A 16,892-nucleotide genomic window follows, 5' to 3' on the forward strand; every position below is an offset into this window, starting at 1 on the left:
TTCATTAGAAATATTTAGGAGTTGGCGAATATGGAGAATGTAGAAATAACAGGGGATACCGAGAGCGACGAAGAGATTGTACTCGATGTTGAGATCGATGAAGCAGGCTATGAAGCAGGTGCCCCATGCATATTCGATATTTCATTTCAGGTGCGGCGTGGACAGCTGCTCGGACTGATCGGACCAAACGGTGCAGGAAAAAGTACTACAATTAAAACACTGCTCGGTTTGCTTAAGAATACCAAAGCTAAGGTCTCCTTTAATGGAGTTAATAAATCCTATGCTTATGTACCGGAGCAGCCGGTGTTTTATGAGGACCTGACCTTATGGGAGCACTTAGATTTGGCTGCTGCTGCTTATGGACTAAAATATGAGCAGTTTCAAGAAACGGCGGAGAGGTTACTGAAGCAGTTCGGCATGAATCATGTCCGTGATGATCTTCCAGCTGGTTTCTCTAAGGGTATGAAACAGAAAATGATGCTGATGCTTGGCTTTTTGGTACAGCCGGATGTTTATATTGTGGACGAGCCTTTTATCGGCTTGGATCCTCGGGCCACTAAAGATTTCCTGCGGCTGCTGGAAGCGGAGCGGCAGCGCGGAGCTGGTGTATTAATGTCTACGCATGTATTGGATACTGCTGAGAAAATTTGCGATGATTTTGTGCTGATCTCGGGTGGCAGGGTTGCCGCTGCTGGAACGCTCGAAGATATACGTGATTATGCTGGGTTGCCGGAGGCGTCGTTGTTTGATTGCTTCGACGAACTGACATGAGTAAGCAGAAGCAGCGAGGGTTTGCTTTTCCTACCTCCAAAAAGCTATTCTGGCGGCGATTATTTTCTCATTGGCGTGAGCAATCTGCTATTATCCGTACGGCTGCCGATTGGACTGTGCTGTTATATATACTGATTCCCGGGGGATTTCTGGGAGGACGGTTATATTACGGGTTCTGGAACGAGGCATTGCCAGCTTGGAGTGGAGATTTGCCGTTTATGCTCATTCCTTCATTATTAGTGCTCCTGCTCTGTAGAGGGGGACTGGTGCTATTATTGCAGGAAGGCGATCTATTATTTCTAAGACAACGACAGCGATGGATAAATACGATCATGTTTCGCGGGTTGCTGTACAGCCTGATCGTAACATCGTTGAAGTTCTGTGTAGCTTTTGTGCTGTTATTACCTTTTCTGGTTCGGGGATATGGAATGCTGTCATCCGAGGTATGGGCGCTGTTCGCTCTGACTCTGGCATGTAGCTGGTGCATTAAATTACTGGGGCATATTGTAAAAGTACAAAAGCAAGGCTGGCGGCGCTGGCTGTGGCTGATCCTGGCCATCTCCGTTCCTTGTGGGATTTATTTCCGTGCAGCTACGTTTTGGAACAACAGTCCAGTTTTTATGCTGCTGATTGCGGCACTCTTTGCAGTCGTAGCGGTAATCGCTCTTCAGAGGCGTATAGTGATGCGTGGGACGTTCATGAACGATGTGCGTGAAGATTATAAGCAGCGGATGAAAATAGCGGCCCTATTACTCCGCGGCGTACTGGATAAGCCACGTCCGACCCGCCATAAGCCGTGGATTTTCCGGAAATCACAGCCTTTGCTAAAATCAAAAACTGCCGAGAGTCGTTTCTCTGCGGCAGCGATTAAGGCACTTGTACGGAATCCGGCTCATTTAAAGCTCTACTTATCGTTTACTGCTGTGTCCCTTCTAGCGATATTTATCATTCCATCAGGGTTCAAATGGCTGGGCTTTATAGTTTTAGTTTCTCTCATGACCAATTGGCTGTTGTCGTTCTGGTCGTTATTCGTGGGAGATGATTACATCGGAATTCTGCCGTTTACAAAGGAACAAAAAGCCGAAGCGGGGCTGCGTGCGGTCCCTATCTTACTGCTTCCTTTTTCAATCATTTGTTCTGCGCTGATCTGTATTTCCTTATATGGATGGTTTGGGATTATCCTGTTCATCCCGCTAGGTTATATCGTTGCACTGTTTAGCTCTAGAATATTTGGAACATTTCGCTTAGCGAAATAAAGATATAAATAGAACGGAAGAGTGCCTCATAAGCCGTGAAAAGGCTGCTGGAGCACTCTTCTTTTGTTGTCTTGATTCGATCTATTGTGCGCACGTACGTACGAGGTACCTAGCTAGCCTATGGGACACAGCTGCCCCTAAACATACTATTTTTCCACTTTTGGGATGCTAACGGACTCCATAGTTGCTATTGCCATGAAAAACACCATATATGAGCCTCGCTATAATGAATAGCGTCGTTGGAGTCCGAAACACTGCCCATAAGGTGATAAATTCGCAAATAACGTCATCTGGGTCCGAAGCCGCAGTAGCTGATTAGGACAGACGCTCCACATAGCAGCTGAGGAACCCAAAACAGAGGAGCGATTCTCCAATTAATGAGAGAATCGCGCAGACCGCCATTTTCAAAGTAGTAAGCTGCTTGGAGGATATTCACGTTGCATTAGAGATTATCCCAGTCGAATGTCAGCAGCGTGCTTGCCTGCTGTATATCCTGTTGAGAAGGCCGCTGTTATATTGTAGCCTCCTGTATAGCCATGGATATCGAGTACCTCGCCGCAGAAGAATAACCCCGGCATAAGCTTCGATTCCATTCTTTTGGGATCGATCTCCTTCAGGTTTACCCCGCCGCCGGTAACAAAGGCCTCGGATAGGGAACGGGTGCCATGCACATAAACCGGCATGCGTTTTAAAATCCCAGCCAATAGAAGCAACCCATTCTTGGAGACATGATAGCCAGTTGTATCCCCATCTAAGTCAGCTTTAGTCAGCAAGAGGGGGATGAGACGTTCTGGCAACAGTCCTTTCAGCGAATTGCGGATCGCTTTCTTAGGTTCCTGATCCAGCTTATCCTGCAACATTGATTCTACTTCCTGTGTGTTCAGATCAGGGAAGAGATCAATGGACATCTCCACCGTATCTGTGCCGGATTTACGTTGGACTTGTCTCAGAAATTGGCTGCACCGCAGTGCAATGGGCCCTGATAATCCAAAATGGGTGAATATCATATCTCCTCGATGAGAGATGACCTTCTTTCCTTTAGGATTCCACACAGTGAGGGCTACATCACGTAGCGACAGGCCTTGCAGCTCGCCTGACTTAATCCATTCTTCCCGTGAAAGAATCGGCACCTCTGTCGGAAACAGCTCGGTGATCGTGTGCCCTGCGGCTTCTGCCCAAGGGTAGCCATCTCCAGTGGAGCCGGTCTGTGGTACAGACTTGCCTCCGGTGGCGATGATAACAGCTGTGCAGGCGATCGTCTTGCCCGAGCTCAGCTGGACTCCCTTAACAGCCCCTTCGTTATAGATTATTCTTGAGACGGGACTGTCGGTCATAATCTGCACGCCTAGACTTCGTACTTTGCTAATTAAGGCAGATACGACACTAGAGGCCTTATCGGAAACGGGAAACATCCGCCCGTTATCTTCTTCTTTTAATGCAATGCCTAAACCTTCAAAAAAGGCGATGATATCCTGGTTATTAAAATGGTCGAAGGCACTATACAAAAAACGCCCGTTTCCTGGAATATGGGCGATTAGCTCGTCTCTTTCCTTGACGTTGGTAACATTGCAGCGTCCGCCACCGGATATTCCGAGCTTTCGGCCTAGTTTTGCTCCCTTGTCGATTAGCAGAACGGATGCCCCGTGTTCTGCAGCGGCCACGCTTGCCATTAGACCCGAAGGGCCGCCCCCAATGACGATCACATCGTAATTGCTCATGAAATTTTACTCCTTTACATGTTAAGACACGGAAGCGATTTCCGCGGGTATTCCTAACGGAATCATACCATTCTGATTCACATGTAACCAGTCTTGTCCAATCATTAGGTGATTATCGTTGTCAGGAGAGTAATCCTGTGCTTTAATCTAAGCATGTAGGGTAATTTGTCCATTTTGGGGTGTGATTGTAATTATTGGTGCGGTTAAGGATATCTTATTGCAAATATCGGCAGCATGCTCCTTTCTTTTTCTTTTTCAATGGTGGGTGGACCGTAGATTTGTGACTCGGAAAAAGGGGAAGCTCCCAAATGATCAGACCTTTTTAATTTTGGCGTGTACGTTTAGTCTTATCCTGTGCTCTCTTCTTTCGACAACTCTGTTTGGTGTAGCCTATTTGAATTTAGGATTAATCCCTGCGTATATTGGTATTTTATATGGAACTACCCGTTCGGGCATTTTGCTGTCCATTTTCTTGCTTATCTGCAATGTAATCATTGCGGAGCCTACAGGAATCAGTAATGTGATATTGAATTCAGGGGTTTTATTATATCCGCTGCTGTTTGGACTGGCCAAACCTTTTAAGAAAGGTACAGTAGTTGAGAAGATCGGTATGTTATGGATGATTCTTTGTCCAAGCATGCTATTTATTGCGTTAGTCCCGATTATAGGCGGGGAAAATATATATGAATCAAATTCCGTGCAAGCATTTCTGATTACGGTGTATCTGTTTTTTACCATCGCGCTAGGTGGTGTTTTTGTATATTTTGTTGAGATGGTTAGAAGTAGATTGCGGGATAAAGTACAAATGGAGAGTATCAGTGAAAGTTTCCAGTGGGAGTCCGAGAAGCTGCAGCAGATTACCAATGTAGTCCCTCTGAGTATTATGTCTCTGGATGAACACGGAGTTGTAACTGATCTTAATGATTGTATGTTAGGAATGATGAGGACTCATTATCCCAATTTGCGAAAAGAGGATATTATTGACGAACCGGTAAAAAAGTTTTTTCACAGCTCAGTGGATACACAGGCCTATATGCGGGTAAGTGATAATATCCGCTCTAAACGGCGTTCCAGTGAAAAAATGATTCATGAGTCGCGCATCTATCAGATTTATTCAGCGCCGTTAATGCATAAGAGCTCAGGGGTAACAAGTGGTGCTGTAATTATTGTGCAGGATATGACCAATGAGGAAAAACTACGTGTAGAGCTGGATCATGTGGAACGTTTGAGCTTGGTCGGGCAGATGGCTGCTGGAATTACCCATGAGATTCGTAATCCTATGGCGGTAGTTCGGGGTTTTTTGCAGCTGATGAGAGAAAAGAGTGCTCAAGAATTGGATTCTTATTATCAGATTGTGATGGAAGAGCTGGACCGCGCTAATAGTATTATTAATGATTTTTTATCCTTGGCACAGAGCCGGGTTTCTGATAAAGAGAAGGTGCTGCTGCACCATATTATAGAAGAAGTTAGTCCATTGCTGTGGGCTGATGCTAATCTTCGCGGTCAAAGTGTGGAACTGAAGCTGAGCCCATCACTGCATGAACTGGAGCTAAATGTCCGGGAAATCAAGCAGCTTATTCTCAATTTAGGACGTAATGGTATGGAGGCTATGGGACCCAAGGGGGTGCTGACGCTGGAGACACGCAGTACTCATGATAAAGTGGAGTTGATTGTCACCGATAGCGGTGTTGGTATGTCAGAAAGTCAACGCGAGAAGCTGTTTTTACCCTTTTTTACGACGAAAATTCAGGGAACAGGTCTAGGCTTATCCTTGTGTCTTAGTATTGTGGAGCGGCATAACGGTAAAATAAATGTAGAGTCTGTAGAAGGAGAGGGCACGGTTTTTACGATCTCCTTCCCATTGGATAAGGAGGAACCCAGCGGGGTTCGCTCGTAGATTGAATCACCCTCTACAGCATCTCTTGCTTTCACAGAGTATGAATGTATAATAAAGTTAGTAAGTACTGCTGTAATATTATCTGACAAACAGTTGAAATGTGAAGGAGAGTGCAGAGAAATGTCCATGTCTTTTAATCAATATATGAGAGATTCAATTCAGCCTATGCGTGATGACCTGACAAGTATCGGGTTTCAGGAGCTTATGACTCCAGAAGAGGTGGAAGCAACTCTTCCAACCGCAAAAGGAACATCGCTTGTAGTCGTAAATTCGGTCTGTGGTTGTGCTGCTGGACAATGTCGTCCAGGTGTAGCTCAGGCTTTGCAAAATGAAATCACTCCGGATCACTTGTTCACAGTGTTTGCAGGTCAAGAGAAAGAAGCTACTGCTAAAGCACGTGAATATTTTGCTCCTTATCCGCCATCCTCACCTTCCATCGCACTGATGAAGGATGGAGAACTCGTTCACTTTATTGAACGTCATGGTGTAGAAGATCGTTCGGCTGCTGAAATTGCTGCTGAATTGAAAGAAGTCTTCAATCGTTTGTGCCAGTAAAAACAGTTATTCCATATAATCTCGCATCAGCCGGTAAATCGGCTGCATGCGGGATTTTTCAAAATATAAGAGCAATAATGGGATAGAATATGCTTAGAAGCATGAGCTTCGTTTGGGTGGATATTTTGATGGATATGGAACCATTTCTGATGGAACGAGGTGTGTTTGGTGAGTTTACAGAAAGAAATTATTGCGGATCTTGGCGTGAAGCCAACGATTGATGTAGAGGTTGAGGCACGAAAACGGGTTGATTTCTTAAAGTCGTACGTGCTGAACGCAGGGGCTAAAGGATTATTGATCGCCATTAGTGGTGGAGTGGACAGTGCGGTAGCCGCGGGTCTTTGTAAACAGGCTACGGACGAGCTGTCGGCAGAAAAAGGCACAGAGTATATGACGCTTGGAGTATTCCAGCCTTATGGGGTTCAGGAAGATATTCAGCATAGCTATGATGTTGCCAAAGCTTTTAATCTGACTCATACTGTGGAGACCAACATTGAGGAAGCGGTAAATGAAATTGCCCTTGAAGTTGAGCATGGTCTGAAATCAATAGGCCAACACCGCCATATGACGCATCAAGGCAAAGGAAATGTTAAAGCCAGAACACGTATGGTTATGCAATATGCACTCGCTTTTGAGAACAATCTGATTGTAGTAGGAACGGATCATGCTTCTGAAGCGATTACCGGCTTCTACACGAAGTGGGGCGATGGCGCTGTAGATATTACACCACTATCCACACTTAATAAACGTCAGGTACGTCAATTGGCTGCACATATCGGTGTGCCTGCGGATATTGTCACAAAAGCACCTACGGCGGGCTTATGGCCGGGTCAGACGGATGAAACCGAGCTGGGCATTACTTATGACGATAACAGCGACTATCTTGAAGGTAAACAGGTTAACCCTGAAGTAGCTGAGAAGCTTGAGAATTATTACCGGAGAACGGCACATAAGCGTAATGTTATTCCGGGGATTTAGAATAGGTTGAACTAGAAATCGCCACGGGTCTGCGTAGCAGCAGCGCTCGTGGCGGTTTTTGTGAGTTGGATAGCTGGATAGACTAAGAAGAATAATTATTCTGTAAGCGTAAGTGTCTGATCGATAAAATTAGTTGTCGCAGCAATCGCGAGCTCTAATTGCGGAGTCGTGCCAGCAAAAGGATGCACAGTGTTGAACGTATGATTACCCTCAGGAACCTGCACCCAGCTAATATCTGGCCGAAGTTTGATGAGATGCTCAGATCCTTGGCGGAGATGTACTCCATCTTGACTGCCTTGAATAAGGACAACTGGGAAGGACGCTTTCTGTATGCGTTCAAGGATGTTATAGCGTTCTTTGTTGTTCTCCATGTCTTCTAAAATTACAGCATCCAGCGGCATTTGTTGGCCAGTACGTCCATTAAGGACATAGGTTCTTCCTGTTTCCTTCATCTGCTGCTTTTGTTCTTCCGTCAGCAAATCGAGTTTCGTAACCCCGTTCCAGGAGATTACTCCGCTGATCTCATTGGGATGATCAAGCGTGTAGACCAAACAAATTCCCCCTCCGAGACTGTGGCCGAGAAGGAATAACGGCAGGCTGCCGAATTTCGGGTGTTGACTAAGATAGGACAACAGGATTTCCATGTCCTTCAAGCTGCGGCGATAGGTGTTGCGGGCGAACTTCTCAAGTTCAGTGAAATGCAGCAGATCTTCCCCGATGCCAGCATGAGAGAAGTTAAAAGTAATTACTTCATGCTCTTGGCTGAGAGTTGTGGCTATGTAAGGAAACATTCCCCAATCTTTAAAACCTTTGTAGCCATGGGCTATAACTATAACGCTTTTGGCTTTGCCTTGGGCTGGGAAGTGTGAGCAGCGGAGAACAGCTCCGTCTCCGGCAGGTATTTCAAAATTACGATGATTCATAGGGTAATCCCCTCTCCATATATAAAAATGAAGTAAATCAGCTAGTCTATCGTGAAGTCGCTGGATAGTCTTATTAGACTTAGAGCGCATTTTCTTTTAAGATAGCAGAAAGAATCTTGCAGGACTATTACTTTTAATAATACTTCATATGATTGATCATACCATTATTGAAGCAAAATGGGATACACGTCCATAAGGAGCGTGAAGTGTTGATTTACGGAATCGGACATGATGTGTTAGAAATTGAACGAATCTCAGAGGTAATAAATAGAGGACTGGGTAAGAAATTTAACCAGCGGGTCTTAACAGAGCAAGAATATCAACTTGCTGAAGAGCGAAGCGGGAGGTTGGCTGAGTTCGTAGCCGGACGTTTTGCTGCCAAGGAAGCAGTTGTGAAGGCTTTAGGCTGTGGCATCGGCAATGTAGTTGGGTTTCACGATATTGAGATATTGCCTGATGTTAAAGGAAAACCAGAGGTAACTTTATCGTGTGAAGCTTGGAGCAGACTAGATCTGCCAAATGGACAGAGGTACACCATTCATCTTACGATAACACATGGCCGTGATTTGGCTTCGGCTTTTGCCGTCGTGGAAGGGCCAGGTTCATAAATTGAACCCTGATTATAGAAGGGCAAGGAGCGTTATAATGACACAACAAGATCTACAAGTTCAAGACGAACAGGAGCTGCGGGAGGCTAAGCAATATTTCAGCTATCATTTGCTGGAGTGGTATCAAGGGCAGAAACGGGATTTGCCTTGGCGTCGGCACCGCAATCCTTATTATATTTGGATTTCTGAAATAATGCTGCAGCAGACAAGGGTGGATACGGTAATCCCGTATTTCAATCGGTTTATCGAAAGGTTTCCTACCGTGGAGTCGCTCGCCGATGCACCAGAAGAGGACGTTCTTAAGTGCTGGGAAGGCTTAGGTTATTATTCTCGTGCTCGCAATATACAGCATGCGGCCAAACAGGTCAAAGAGCTGTATGGCGGGCAGGTGCCGAATGATCGTGAGGCTGTGTTCAGTTTAAAGGGAGTGGGACCTTATACGGCAGGGGCTATCCTTAGCATTGCGTTCAATCGGCCGGAGCCAGCGGTCGACGGCAATGTGATGCGGGTGTTGTCCCGATACTTCCTGATAGAGGATGATATCGCCAAGGGACCCACCCGCGTAAAAATGGAGCGCCTGGCAGCTGAACTGATCCCGGAGGGGGAAGCGGCATCTTTTAATCAGGCGCTGATGGAGCTTGGGGCGCTCGTATGCACTCCTAAATCACCGCGCTGTTTAACCTGCCCGGTGATGGAGCATTGCGCCGCGCGCCTGGCGGGCTGCGAGACCTCGCTGCCCGTCAAGACCAAGGCCAAGCCGCCGCGCCCTGAGGAGCGGCTGGCGGCCTTAATCGAGGGCCGCGGTGCCCACGCGGGCCAAGTGCTCATCCGGCAGCGGCCACAAAGCGGGCTGTTAGCCCGCATGTGGGAGCTGCCGCACTGGCCGGCGCCGCCTGTGGAAGGCGGCGCCAAAGGCGCGCGGTTGCCGGAAGCGGCGGCGCTGGACCGGCTGCGCCGGTCACTGCGGGAGGCCGGGATCTCTGCCCGGCCTGAGAAGCACTGGATGGCTGCTGAGCATATCTTCAGCCATATCGTGTGGACGCTGCAGGTGTACCGCTGCAGCGAAGAGGACGCCCTTCCGCTGCCGATAGCGGCAGAAGGACGGGCGGTGTACAACGCGGAAGCGGACTTGTTCTCAGGAATCGACAGCAGCATGCCTATCGAGAGGTTTGAGGACGGGACCGCTAGTCCAGAGGACGGCGGAGCTGTGCGCTGGATCAGCCGCGAAGACATGGCTAACTATGCGTTCCCTAACGTTTTTTTGAAGCTACTGAACCTTTATTTTGATGAGCAGGAAGAGCGGGCGAAGCTAGAGAAGTAGAAGATTCGCCGTGTTGCGTTGCTAAAGTGCTAAATGTACAAAACCTGAGTATGATGTATGCACCAAAGCATGGTCGTATGCACCAAAGCATGGTCGTATGCACCAAAGCATGGTCGTACGCGCCTAAGTAGGGTCGTATGCGCCTAAGTAGGGTCGTATACTTCAGTCTGTTCGTAGCAAATATTTGTTTATTTGGCTCAGACTAGTTCAGTCTTGTTCCAACTAAATTCTTCTGGTGTTCCTATGGCTACGAGAGTGAATGGAATTTAATTAGGAAATTTTTCCCTAAAAATAGGTCGAATTGGCTTGTAATTGATCATTTTAGGGAAAACCTCCCTAATAATTGGGGAAATATCAGTTTTATGCCCAAAAAGGATGATTTTTAGGGAGTATTTCCCTAATTACTCGTGTTTATGGAGTATATCGCAGAATTTTAGGGAGTTATTCCCTAATCTATTGCTCAGCGACTCCAAACGCAGATTCTCGTAAGCCGAGTATAGATTTATTGCGATTTATTCCGATTTATTCTCAGCTATACCGATCTATTCTCATCTATACCGATCCAGCGCATCCATTTAAGCGACGCAAGCGGCGTGAAATGCGGTGTCTGGGAGGATCTGAATCAATCAATCAATCAATCAATCAATCTTTATCTTTATCTCTCTATATCTCCAACCTAAACAAAGAAGGTATCCCTTAGCCTATTCGGCTCTGAGATACCTTCTTTTAGTTAAATGGCATAAGCCAAATGGAATTTCTTATTTTGCGCTTTCGTAACGTTTGCCAACTTCTTCCCAGTTTACTACGTTCCAGAACGCTTTGATGTAATCAGGGCGTTTGTTTTGGTAGTTCAGGTAGTAAGCGTGCTCCCATACATCCAGTCCGAGGATTGGAGTAGCGCCTTCGCTGATTGGGTTGTCTTGGTTAGGTGTGCTTGTTACTGCCAGTTTGCCATCTTTAACAACTAGCCAAGCCCAGCCGCTGCCGAAACGAGTAGTTGCTGCTGCTGCGAAATCTTCTTTGAATTTTTCGAATCCGCCCAGTTCTTTATCGATAGCTTCAGCCAATGCGCCAGTTGGTGCGCCGCCGCCGTTTGGTCCGATAACTTCCCAGAACAAAGTGTGGTTAGCGTGTCCGCCACCATTGTTGCGAACAGCAGTACGGATAGCTTCAGGTACAGCGTTCAGATCTGTAAGAAGCTCTTCAATGCTTTTGCTTTGCAATTCAGGTGCTTTTTCCAAAGCTGCATTCAGATTAGTTACATATGTGTTATGGTGTCTGTCATGGTGAATTTCCATCGTCAATGCGTCGATGTGTGGTTCGAGTGCGTTGTTCGGATAAGGAAGTGCCGGTAATTGAAATGCCATGGAAAAATCCCTCCTGAGTTATATTAGAATTTTGTTATAGATAAAGAATTCTGGCGAACTAACGTCAAAATCCTTTATTGTAAATATGTACTATAGGGTTTCGCCCAATAGGATACTTTAATTAAACCGTATCTAGACCAATAATGCAACACTAAACAAACATAAATGTTTATAAAGTATAATTGGAGAGGGAAAGGGTTTTACAATTGTATTTAGAATGTTAAAATAAATAGTCCCTAACCTATAGACATATATCCTTATTAATACCCTTTTAATGAAGAAATGAACCCCATCCGAAATGTAAACGCTTGATATTAAGCGCTTTCAAAAGAAAAATGATGATATCACGAGAAAAGTGTGCTTTAATAGATTTAAAAGCAGGTATTCCTCGATATTTGATGCTTTTTTTTATTTTCTCTATGTTAAGGGAACCCCTTCTTTTTGTTAAATTCATAAGCCATAGACAAGGGAGATTTTAAAGAATGCACGTTCGTTCCTTTCAATTAAGCGACGTTAGCCCTGTGACTGATTTGCTGCAAACCGCATTATCGGAAGAGTGTTTCGAGAACACTATCGAGCCTTTCTCCAGGCAGCTTTCTTGGGATTCAGATCTCATTGTAGTTGCGGAAGATGAAGAAGAAATTGTTGGAGCACTGATTGGTACAATTGAGAAAAACCACGGTTGTTATTTCCGGATTGCTGTACATCCTGATTATCGCCGCAGAGGAGTCGGTAGAAGTCTGGTATCAGCTATGGAATCCAGGTTTCAAGCTCGTAAAGTCAGTGGTATCTATGTAGCCGTCGATGAGCATAATTCTTTTGCTTTGCCATTGTATGAAGCTATGGGATATAGCGAGAATCAAATCTTCAAATCTGTCCGGAAGCTGAGCATTGTTGGGTAATTTTGATCACTCAGCTGCGAAAGCGGAAACATTTTCTAGAAAAAAGAACTATAGCTGACGATATAGTCTGTTTCATTCATACTCGAGCGTATTTTCCAGAAGTCCATTGCTAATGGCTGGGAGATATGCTTTTTTATTGTTATAATATCTGCAAGTATAGACTTCAATTATTGAGAACAGAGGTGACATATTGAATCAGGAGCCCCAAGTAGATTACACGAGAAATAGGAAACAAAGACATAGATCCTCCAGATCCAAGACTACCCTGGGCGGTCGTTTGGTCTCGGAAATGAAGGATTGGCTGCTTACAGCTGTGATTGTTTTTGCTGTGATGTCTGTTCTTAATGTTTTTGTGTTCAATATATCAACGGTTAAAGGTCAGTCTATGCAGCCAACGCTCTGGGAGGGTGAGAGGCTCTTCATTAATAAAATTTCATTGCTCTTCGTAAATCCAAAACATGGTGATGTTGTCATTCTTCATGATCCAAGTACTGGACCTAGTCATAAGGAGTATTTAGTGAAGCGAGTGATTGGCATACCTGGAGATATCATAGAGGTACGGAATCATCAGTTATACGTGAATGGAAAAATAGTGAATGAGCCCTATATCGATACTGAGATTGAAGATCCGGATTTTGCAGCGTTAACCGTGGAAAGTGGCAATTATTTTGTAATGGGCGATAACCGTCATGCTTCAGCCAGCAAGGACAGCCGTTACTTCGGCTCTATTTCACAGGATATGATTGTCGGCAGGGCTGATTATATATGGTGGCCTCTGTCAAAACTGAATAGATTATAAGAAAGTCAGCGAAGATATGAAAGGAGAAGGCGGAAATGACCAATACATTTCAGTCATCGTATGCTCCCCCGCCTTCCAAGTGGGCACAGCTTAAAGCAGAGATTCAGGAGGCTGCGACATCACTCGGTATTGATGATATCGGGTTTACAACAGCAGAACCTTTTTTATATTTAAAAAATATACTGCAAGACCACCGGGACAAAGGATATGAATCTGGCTTCGAGGAACCCGATCTGGATAAAAGGACAGTTCCAGCATTGTCTTCTGGAGACAAGCCGTTATCTATTATTTCGATTGCAGTGGCTTACCCTTCTAAAATGGAGAACCCTCCTAAATCTGAGCCGGGTGCACGTAGAGGCATCCTCGCCCGGGCATCTTGGGGCAGGGACTATCACCATGTGCTGAGGGAAGCCTTAAGTAAGCTAGAGGAATTTATTCACGAGCGTGTACCGGAGGCTGTGCTGGAAAGTATGGTGGACACCGGTGTTCTAGTAGATAGAGCGGTAGCGGAAAGAGCGGGAATAGGCTTCAGCGGCAAAAACTGTTCTATCATCTCACCCAAATGGGGATCATGGATTTATCTTGGGGAAATGGTTACGAACATTCCTTTTGCTCCGGATGAACCTGTTGAAGAAGGCTGCGGGGAGTGTACTAAGTGCATTGATGCTTGTCCGACCGGAGCGCTTGTGGGTCCGGGTCAGCTTAACGCACAGGCGTGTATTTCTTTTTTGACGCAGACTAAAGGGTTCCTCAGCGAGGAGTATATGACCAAGATCGGCAATCGTCTATACGGCTGTGATACTTGCCAGATTGTATGTCCCAAGAATAGAGGTAAGAACTGGAATCATCGCCCTCAGATGCAACCTGATCCTGAAATTGTGAAGCCGCTGCTGCTGCCGATCCTTGATCTTAGCAATCGTGAGTTCAAAGAGAAATTCGGCAATAGCTCAGCAGCCTGGAGAGGCAAAAATCCGATGCAGCGAAATGCGATCATTGCCCTAGGCAATTTTAAGGAAGCCGGGGCTGTGCCAAAGCTATCAGAGATTGTTCTGAAAGAGCCGCGGCCAGAGATGCGGGGCACTGCTGCTTGGGCGCTTGGACGTATTGGCGGTGATGAGGCTCTAGCGGCTGTAGAAGCGGGTTTAGAGCGCGAGGAGGATAGCACGGTGAGGGAAATGCTAAGCCGGGCGCAGGATGTGCTCCTTACTGGGAAGAAGGCACGGGAGGACAGCGATATTAATGGAGGAAAAAGTTCATAGACAGGTTGCATATTGCCAATTGCTGTCCAGTTCCTGAAATGCTATGATAGATTCGCGTGCCATATGGCGATGCAGACAATAGAGTGTAGAGGTGGGCTTTAGATGAGTATCGCATTACCTATTATTACATTGGTCGTAGGTCTCATCGGTGGTTTTTTCATCGGTGTATATTATCTGCGCAAACAAATGACAAACATGCAGAATGATCCTGAAATGCTGCAAAAGGTTGCAAAGCAAATGGGTTATAACCTGAACGGGAAGCAAATGCAGCGTGCCCAGCAAATGATGAAGACTCAGGGACAGCCAGGTGCGCGCCCAGGAGCAGCTAAAGGGAATAAACGTAGAAGTAAGTAACCGGGTCCGGATAACATGTATACGGGTGCGGAAGGGGGAGACATCATGGGGAACATCAAGGAATATGTGAACGGTAAAGTTGCAGAGAACCGTGAGCAAATCGAGTATCACGTTGAGAAAATATTAGAATTAATCGGTGAAGATACCGGCCGCGAGGGACTGCTGGAAACACCGGCACGTGTTACGCGGATGTACGAGGAGATATTCGGCGGTTATTCGATAGATCCCCGCGAGGCGCTCGGCGTTACTTTTGATGAGTCTCATGAAGAGCTAGTGATTGTTAAGGATATCGTCTATTACAGCCAATGTGAACACCACATGGCTCCTTTCTTTGGTAAAGTGCATATAGGATACATTCCGAGCGGACGTATTGCTGGACTCAGCAAATTAGCTCGGCTTGTTGAAGCAGTAAGCCGGCGTCTACAGGTTCAAGAACGCATTACGGCGCAAATTGCTGATATTATGACGGAGGTGCTAGGCCCCCACGGTGTTATGGTTGTTGTGGAGGGAGAACATCTGTGTATGTGTGCACGCGGAGTGAAGAAGCCAGGCAGCAAAACGGTAACTATGGCTACTAGAGGGGTCTTCCGTGAGGATGCCGCCGCTCGTGCGGAGTTTCTAAGCTTGATTAAGGAATAAATATCGGGGTGCATACCTCGAAATTGGAAGGACCCATCGTTCACGTAATGTGAATGATGGGTCCTTTTTGGTCAGGGTGTGGGAATAAGAGTGATGTTCACTGTGAATTGAAATAATATCAAAAAGGCTTCCAGGCCAGTTTACTGGCAGCAGCATAACGTTCTGAGACGTAAGGCCAGTTAACGACCTTCCACCAATCCTCAATATAATCGGCCCGATTATTCTGATGTTTAAGGTAATAGGCATGCTCCCATACATCCAGAGCCAGTAACGGAACCACGTCCCATTGTGACAGGTTCTGATGTTTCTCCGCAGTCAAAATCTCCAGTCTATGACTGCGTGGACTCCAGACGAGAATAGCCCAGCCGCCACCTTCAACCTTATTCGCAGCTTCTGTGAACTGTTTCTTGAAGCTGTCATAGCTGCCAAAGCTTTGTTCAATGGCTTCCAGTAAGGCTCCAGTTGGACGCCCGCCACCTTGTGGAGACATTACGTTCCAGAAGATTGTATGGAGATAGTGGCCTGCCCCATTAAAGGCTAGCTCCCGCTCCCAATGCTTAACGAGATCGAAATCTCCTTTCTTGCGAGCCTCAGCTAGCTTATTCTCCGCTTTATTTAGTCCATCTACATAACTTTGATGGTGTTTATCGTGATGAATCCGCATGGTTTTCTCATCGATGTATGGTTCCAGCGCATTATAAGCATAAGGCAATGGAGGCAGCGTATGTCCGCCAATTGGCACAGCACTCATTTCACGAATATCAAGGATAGTATCTGTAGAAGGAATAAGTCCCTCATTCCGAGTGACATTGTCCTCTTCTGTTCTTACGACATAGTCGGCTGCTGTATAATCTCTCATAATTTGCGTGAGCTGTCCGGGTGAGCTCAGAGTGTGCAGTACGGCAAGGAAATACTCTGATTCGCGAATAATATGCAGGATCACAGTGGTAGCAAGGGGGACGGCTTTGACGGCTGCGCTACTTTCCATAATGGCAAAAAGCTGCCGAACAAATTCTTGGGATTGGGTACAGGAGATATGCAGCAGCTTTTCTGTTTCCGCAGTGAGTTCAGCCTGACTTGGTGGAGAAGCAGAGAGGGCAGAATTCAATAACTGCTGAGCGGCCATCTCTGTGGCACCGAAGACCACTGCCCATTCATCCAGCAGTTTAACATAGGGTTCCTCCAGGTTAGGTACGATTGCTTTGATAACCTCGGTATGCTCTTTCTCTTGTGTTTTCCAGAATACGATTTCTTCTAAAATACGTACTGGCAGCATCGGCCCGTATACATATAACATTCCAAGAAAACCTCCCGTGATATGTCTTCATCAGTCCATTATATGTGTGCTCATGATAGCTTATGAAGAGCATAAGAACGCGATAATAATATCGTTGACAACTGTTTGATATGGTGAAATAATACAGGAAAATAAAGGCAATGATACCGAAAGGTACAACCTCGCGAAAAGGAGGGTGTACCTTTTTTTGTCGTGTGGACCGATTAATGAAATCCTATGGGGTAGTAGAAAAACTTTGAGAAATGAGA

General features: G+C 45.9%; 16 protein-coding genes. 12 read left to right on the forward strand and 4 right to left on the reverse strand.

All coding sequences use genetic code 11. The features are described from left to right. Window positions 1–30: 30 nt before the first annotated feature. Window positions 31–771 carry an ABC transporter ATP-binding protein gene (locus MHI25_RS03360; protein ID WP_036676805.1) on the forward strand — a complete coding sequence of 247 codons (741 nt, stop codon included), beginning with the start codon at window positions 31–33 and terminating at the stop codon, window positions 769–771. Then, window positions 768–2,027, forward strand: a complete 1,260-nt coding sequence (locus tag MHI25_RS03365; protein ID WP_339281631.1) for an ABC transporter permease — start codon at window positions 768–770, stop codon at window positions 2,025–2,027. The genes MHI25_RS03360 and MHI25_RS03365 overlap by 4 nt, the downstream gene beginning before the upstream one ends. A 449-nt stretch (window positions 2,028–2,476) precedes the next feature. Here the strand turns inward: MHI25_RS03365 and MHI25_RS03370 are convergent, their stop codons facing one another. Continuing rightward, window positions 2,477–3,745 carry an NAD(P)/FAD-dependent oxidoreductase gene (locus MHI25_RS03370; protein WP_340393286.1) on the reverse strand — a complete coding sequence of 423 codons (1,269 nt, stop codon included), beginning with the start codon at window positions 3,743–3,745 and terminating at the stop codon, window positions 2,477–2,479. Between the two features lie 394 nt (window positions 3,746–4,139). Between MHI25_RS03370 and MHI25_RS03375 the strand changes: the two genes are divergently transcribed. From MHI25_RS03375 to nadE, 3 genes are all read left to right on the forward strand, one after another. Then, entirely contained in the window at window positions 4,140–5,642 is a 1,503-nt protein-coding gene (locus MHI25_RS03375) for an ATP-binding protein (protein ID WP_081393520.1), read from the forward strand. A 120-nt stretch (window positions 5,643–5,762) separates the two neighbouring features. Beyond that, window positions 5,763–6,197, forward strand: a complete 435-nt coding sequence (locus tag MHI25_RS03380; protein ID WP_036676813.1) for a BrxA/BrxB family bacilliredoxin — start codon at window positions 5,763–5,765, stop codon at window positions 6,195–6,197. A gap of 168 nt (window positions 6,198–6,365) precedes the next feature. Further along, entirely contained in the window at window positions 6,366–7,175 is an 810-nt protein-coding gene (gene nadE, locus MHI25_RS03385) for an ammonia-dependent NAD(+) synthetase (RefSeq protein ID WP_076124401.1), read from the forward strand. Window positions 7,176–7,270: 95 nt separating this feature from the next. On the opposite strand, the gene MHI25_RS03390 is transcribed toward nadE, so the two are convergent. Beyond that, entirely contained in the window at window positions 7,271–8,098 is an 828-nt protein-coding gene (locus MHI25_RS03390) for an alpha/beta fold hydrolase (protein WP_036676817.1), read from the reverse strand. Between the two features lie 209 nt (window positions 8,099–8,307). Between MHI25_RS03390 and acpS the strand changes: the two genes are divergently transcribed. Beyond that, a complete protein-coding gene (acpS, locus tag MHI25_RS03395; RefSeq protein ID WP_076186292.1) occupies window positions 8,308–8,706 on the forward strand; it encodes a holo-ACP synthase in 399 nt (132 codons plus the stop codon). 37 nt (window positions 8,707–8,743) lie between these two features. Beyond that, a complete protein-coding gene (gene mutY, locus MHI25_RS03400; RefSeq protein ID WP_339189413.1) occupies window positions 8,744–10,027 on the forward strand; it encodes an A/G-specific adenine glycosylase in 1,284 nt (427 codons plus the stop codon). Window positions 10,028–10,785: 758 nt separating this feature from the next. Here mutY and MHI25_RS03405 read toward each other — a convergent pair. Then, the gene (locus tag MHI25_RS03405; RefSeq protein WP_036676820.1) at window positions 10,786–11,394 is read right to left on the reverse strand and encodes a superoxide dismutase; all 609 of its coding nucleotides are present in this window, start codon (window positions 11,392–11,394) and stop codon (window positions 10,786–10,788) included. A 482-nt stretch (window positions 11,395–11,876) separates the two neighbouring features. Here MHI25_RS03405 and MHI25_RS03410 point away from each other — a divergent pair, with 482 nt between their 5' ends. The 5 genes from MHI25_RS03410 to folE all read left to right on the forward strand — a co-directional run bounded on the left by MHI25_RS03410 (window position 11,877) and on the right by folE (window position 15,347). Then, complete coding sequence (locus MHI25_RS03410; protein WP_036676822.1) at window positions 11,877–12,296, forward strand: GNAT family N-acetyltransferase; 420 nt, start codon at window positions 11,877–11,879, stop codon at window positions 12,294–12,296. Window positions 12,297–12,486: 190 nt separating this feature from the next. After that, the gene (gene lepB, locus MHI25_RS03415; RefSeq protein WP_076101394.1) at window positions 12,487–13,095 is read left to right on the forward strand and encodes a signal peptidase I; all 609 of its coding nucleotides are present in this window, start codon (window positions 12,487–12,489) and stop codon (window positions 13,093–13,095) included. Window positions 13,096–13,130: 35 nt separating this feature from the next. Then, window positions 13,131–14,354, forward strand: coding sequence for a tRNA epoxyqueuosine(34) reductase QueG (gene queG / locus MHI25_RS03420; protein ID WP_340394974.1), 1,224 nt, complete (start codon window positions 13,131–13,133; stop codon window positions 14,352–14,354). 102 nt (window positions 14,355–14,456) lie between these two features. Then, complete coding sequence (locus MHI25_RS03425; RefSeq protein WP_036676828.1) at window positions 14,457–14,708, forward strand: YneF family protein; 252 nt, start codon at window positions 14,457–14,459, stop codon at window positions 14,706–14,708. Window positions 14,709–14,753: 45 nt separating this feature from the next. Next, window positions 14,754–15,347, forward strand: coding sequence for a GTP cyclohydrolase I FolE (gene folE, locus MHI25_RS03430; RefSeq protein ID WP_036676830.1), 594 nt, complete (start codon window positions 14,754–14,756; stop codon window positions 15,345–15,347). Between the two features lie 118 nt (window positions 15,348–15,465). On the opposite strand, the gene MHI25_RS03435 is transcribed toward folE, so the two are convergent. After that, window positions 15,466–16,644: a Fe-Mn family superoxide dismutase gene (locus MHI25_RS03435; RefSeq protein WP_076138416.1), complete on the reverse strand. Its 1,179-nt coding sequence runs from the start codon at window positions 16,642–16,644 to the stop codon at window positions 15,466–15,468. Between the last annotated feature and the right edge of the window lie 248 nt (window positions 16,645–16,892).

It is taken from the genome of Paenibacillus sp. FSL E2-0177 (assembly GCF_037992975.1).
In the GTDB taxonomy this organism is placed as follows: domain Bacteria; phylum Bacillota; class Bacilli; order Paenibacillales; family Paenibacillaceae; genus Paenibacillus_AQ; species Paenibacillus_AQ odorifer.

Excerpts from the sequence above, each read along its gene's own strand:
- MHI25_RS03370 (WP_340393286.1), bottom strand. The coding sequence starts at position 3,745 with ATGAGCAATTACGATGTGATCGTCATTGGGGGCGGCCCTTCGGGTCTA.
- folE (WP_036676830.1), top strand. The coding sequence starts at position 14,754 with ATGGGGAACATCAAGGAATATGTGAACGGTAAAGTTGCAGAGAACCGT.
- MHI25_RS03425 (WP_036676828.1), top strand. The coding sequence starts at position 14,457 with ATGAGTATCGCATTACCTATTATTACATTGGTCGTAGGTCTCATCGGT.
- MHI25_RS03435 (WP_076138416.1), bottom strand. The coding sequence starts at position 16,644 with ATGTTATATGTATACGGGCCGATGCTGCCAGTACGTATTTTAGAAGAA.
- MHI25_RS03410 (WP_036676822.1), top strand. The coding sequence starts at position 11,877 with ATGCACGTTCGTTCCTTTCAATTAAGCGACGTTAGCCCTGTGACTGAT.
- MHI25_RS03360 (WP_036676805.1), top strand. The coding sequence starts at position 31 with ATGGAGAATGTAGAAATAACAGGGGATACCGAGAGCGACGAAGAGATT.
- mutY (WP_339189413.1), top strand. The coding sequence starts at position 8,744 with ATGACACAACAAGATCTACAAGTTCAAGACGAACAGGAGCTGCGGGAG.
- MHI25_RS03405 (WP_036676820.1), bottom strand. The coding sequence starts at position 11,394 with ATGGCATTTCAATTACCGGCACTTCCTTATCCGAACAACGCACTCGAA.
- MHI25_RS03365 (WP_339281631.1), top strand. The coding sequence starts at position 768 with ATGAGTAAGCAGAAGCAGCGAGGGTTTGCTTTTCCTACCTCCAAAAAG.
- MHI25_RS03390 (WP_036676817.1), bottom strand. The coding sequence starts at position 8,098 with ATGAATCATCGTAATTTTGAAATACCTGCCGGAGACGGAGCTGTTCTC.
- MHI25_RS03380 (WP_036676813.1), top strand. The coding sequence starts at position 5,763 with ATGTCCATGTCTTTTAATCAATATATGAGAGATTCAATTCAGCCTATG.
- queG (WP_340394974.1), top strand. The coding sequence starts at position 13,131 with ATGACCAATACATTTCAGTCATCGTATGCTCCCCCGCCTTCCAAGTGG.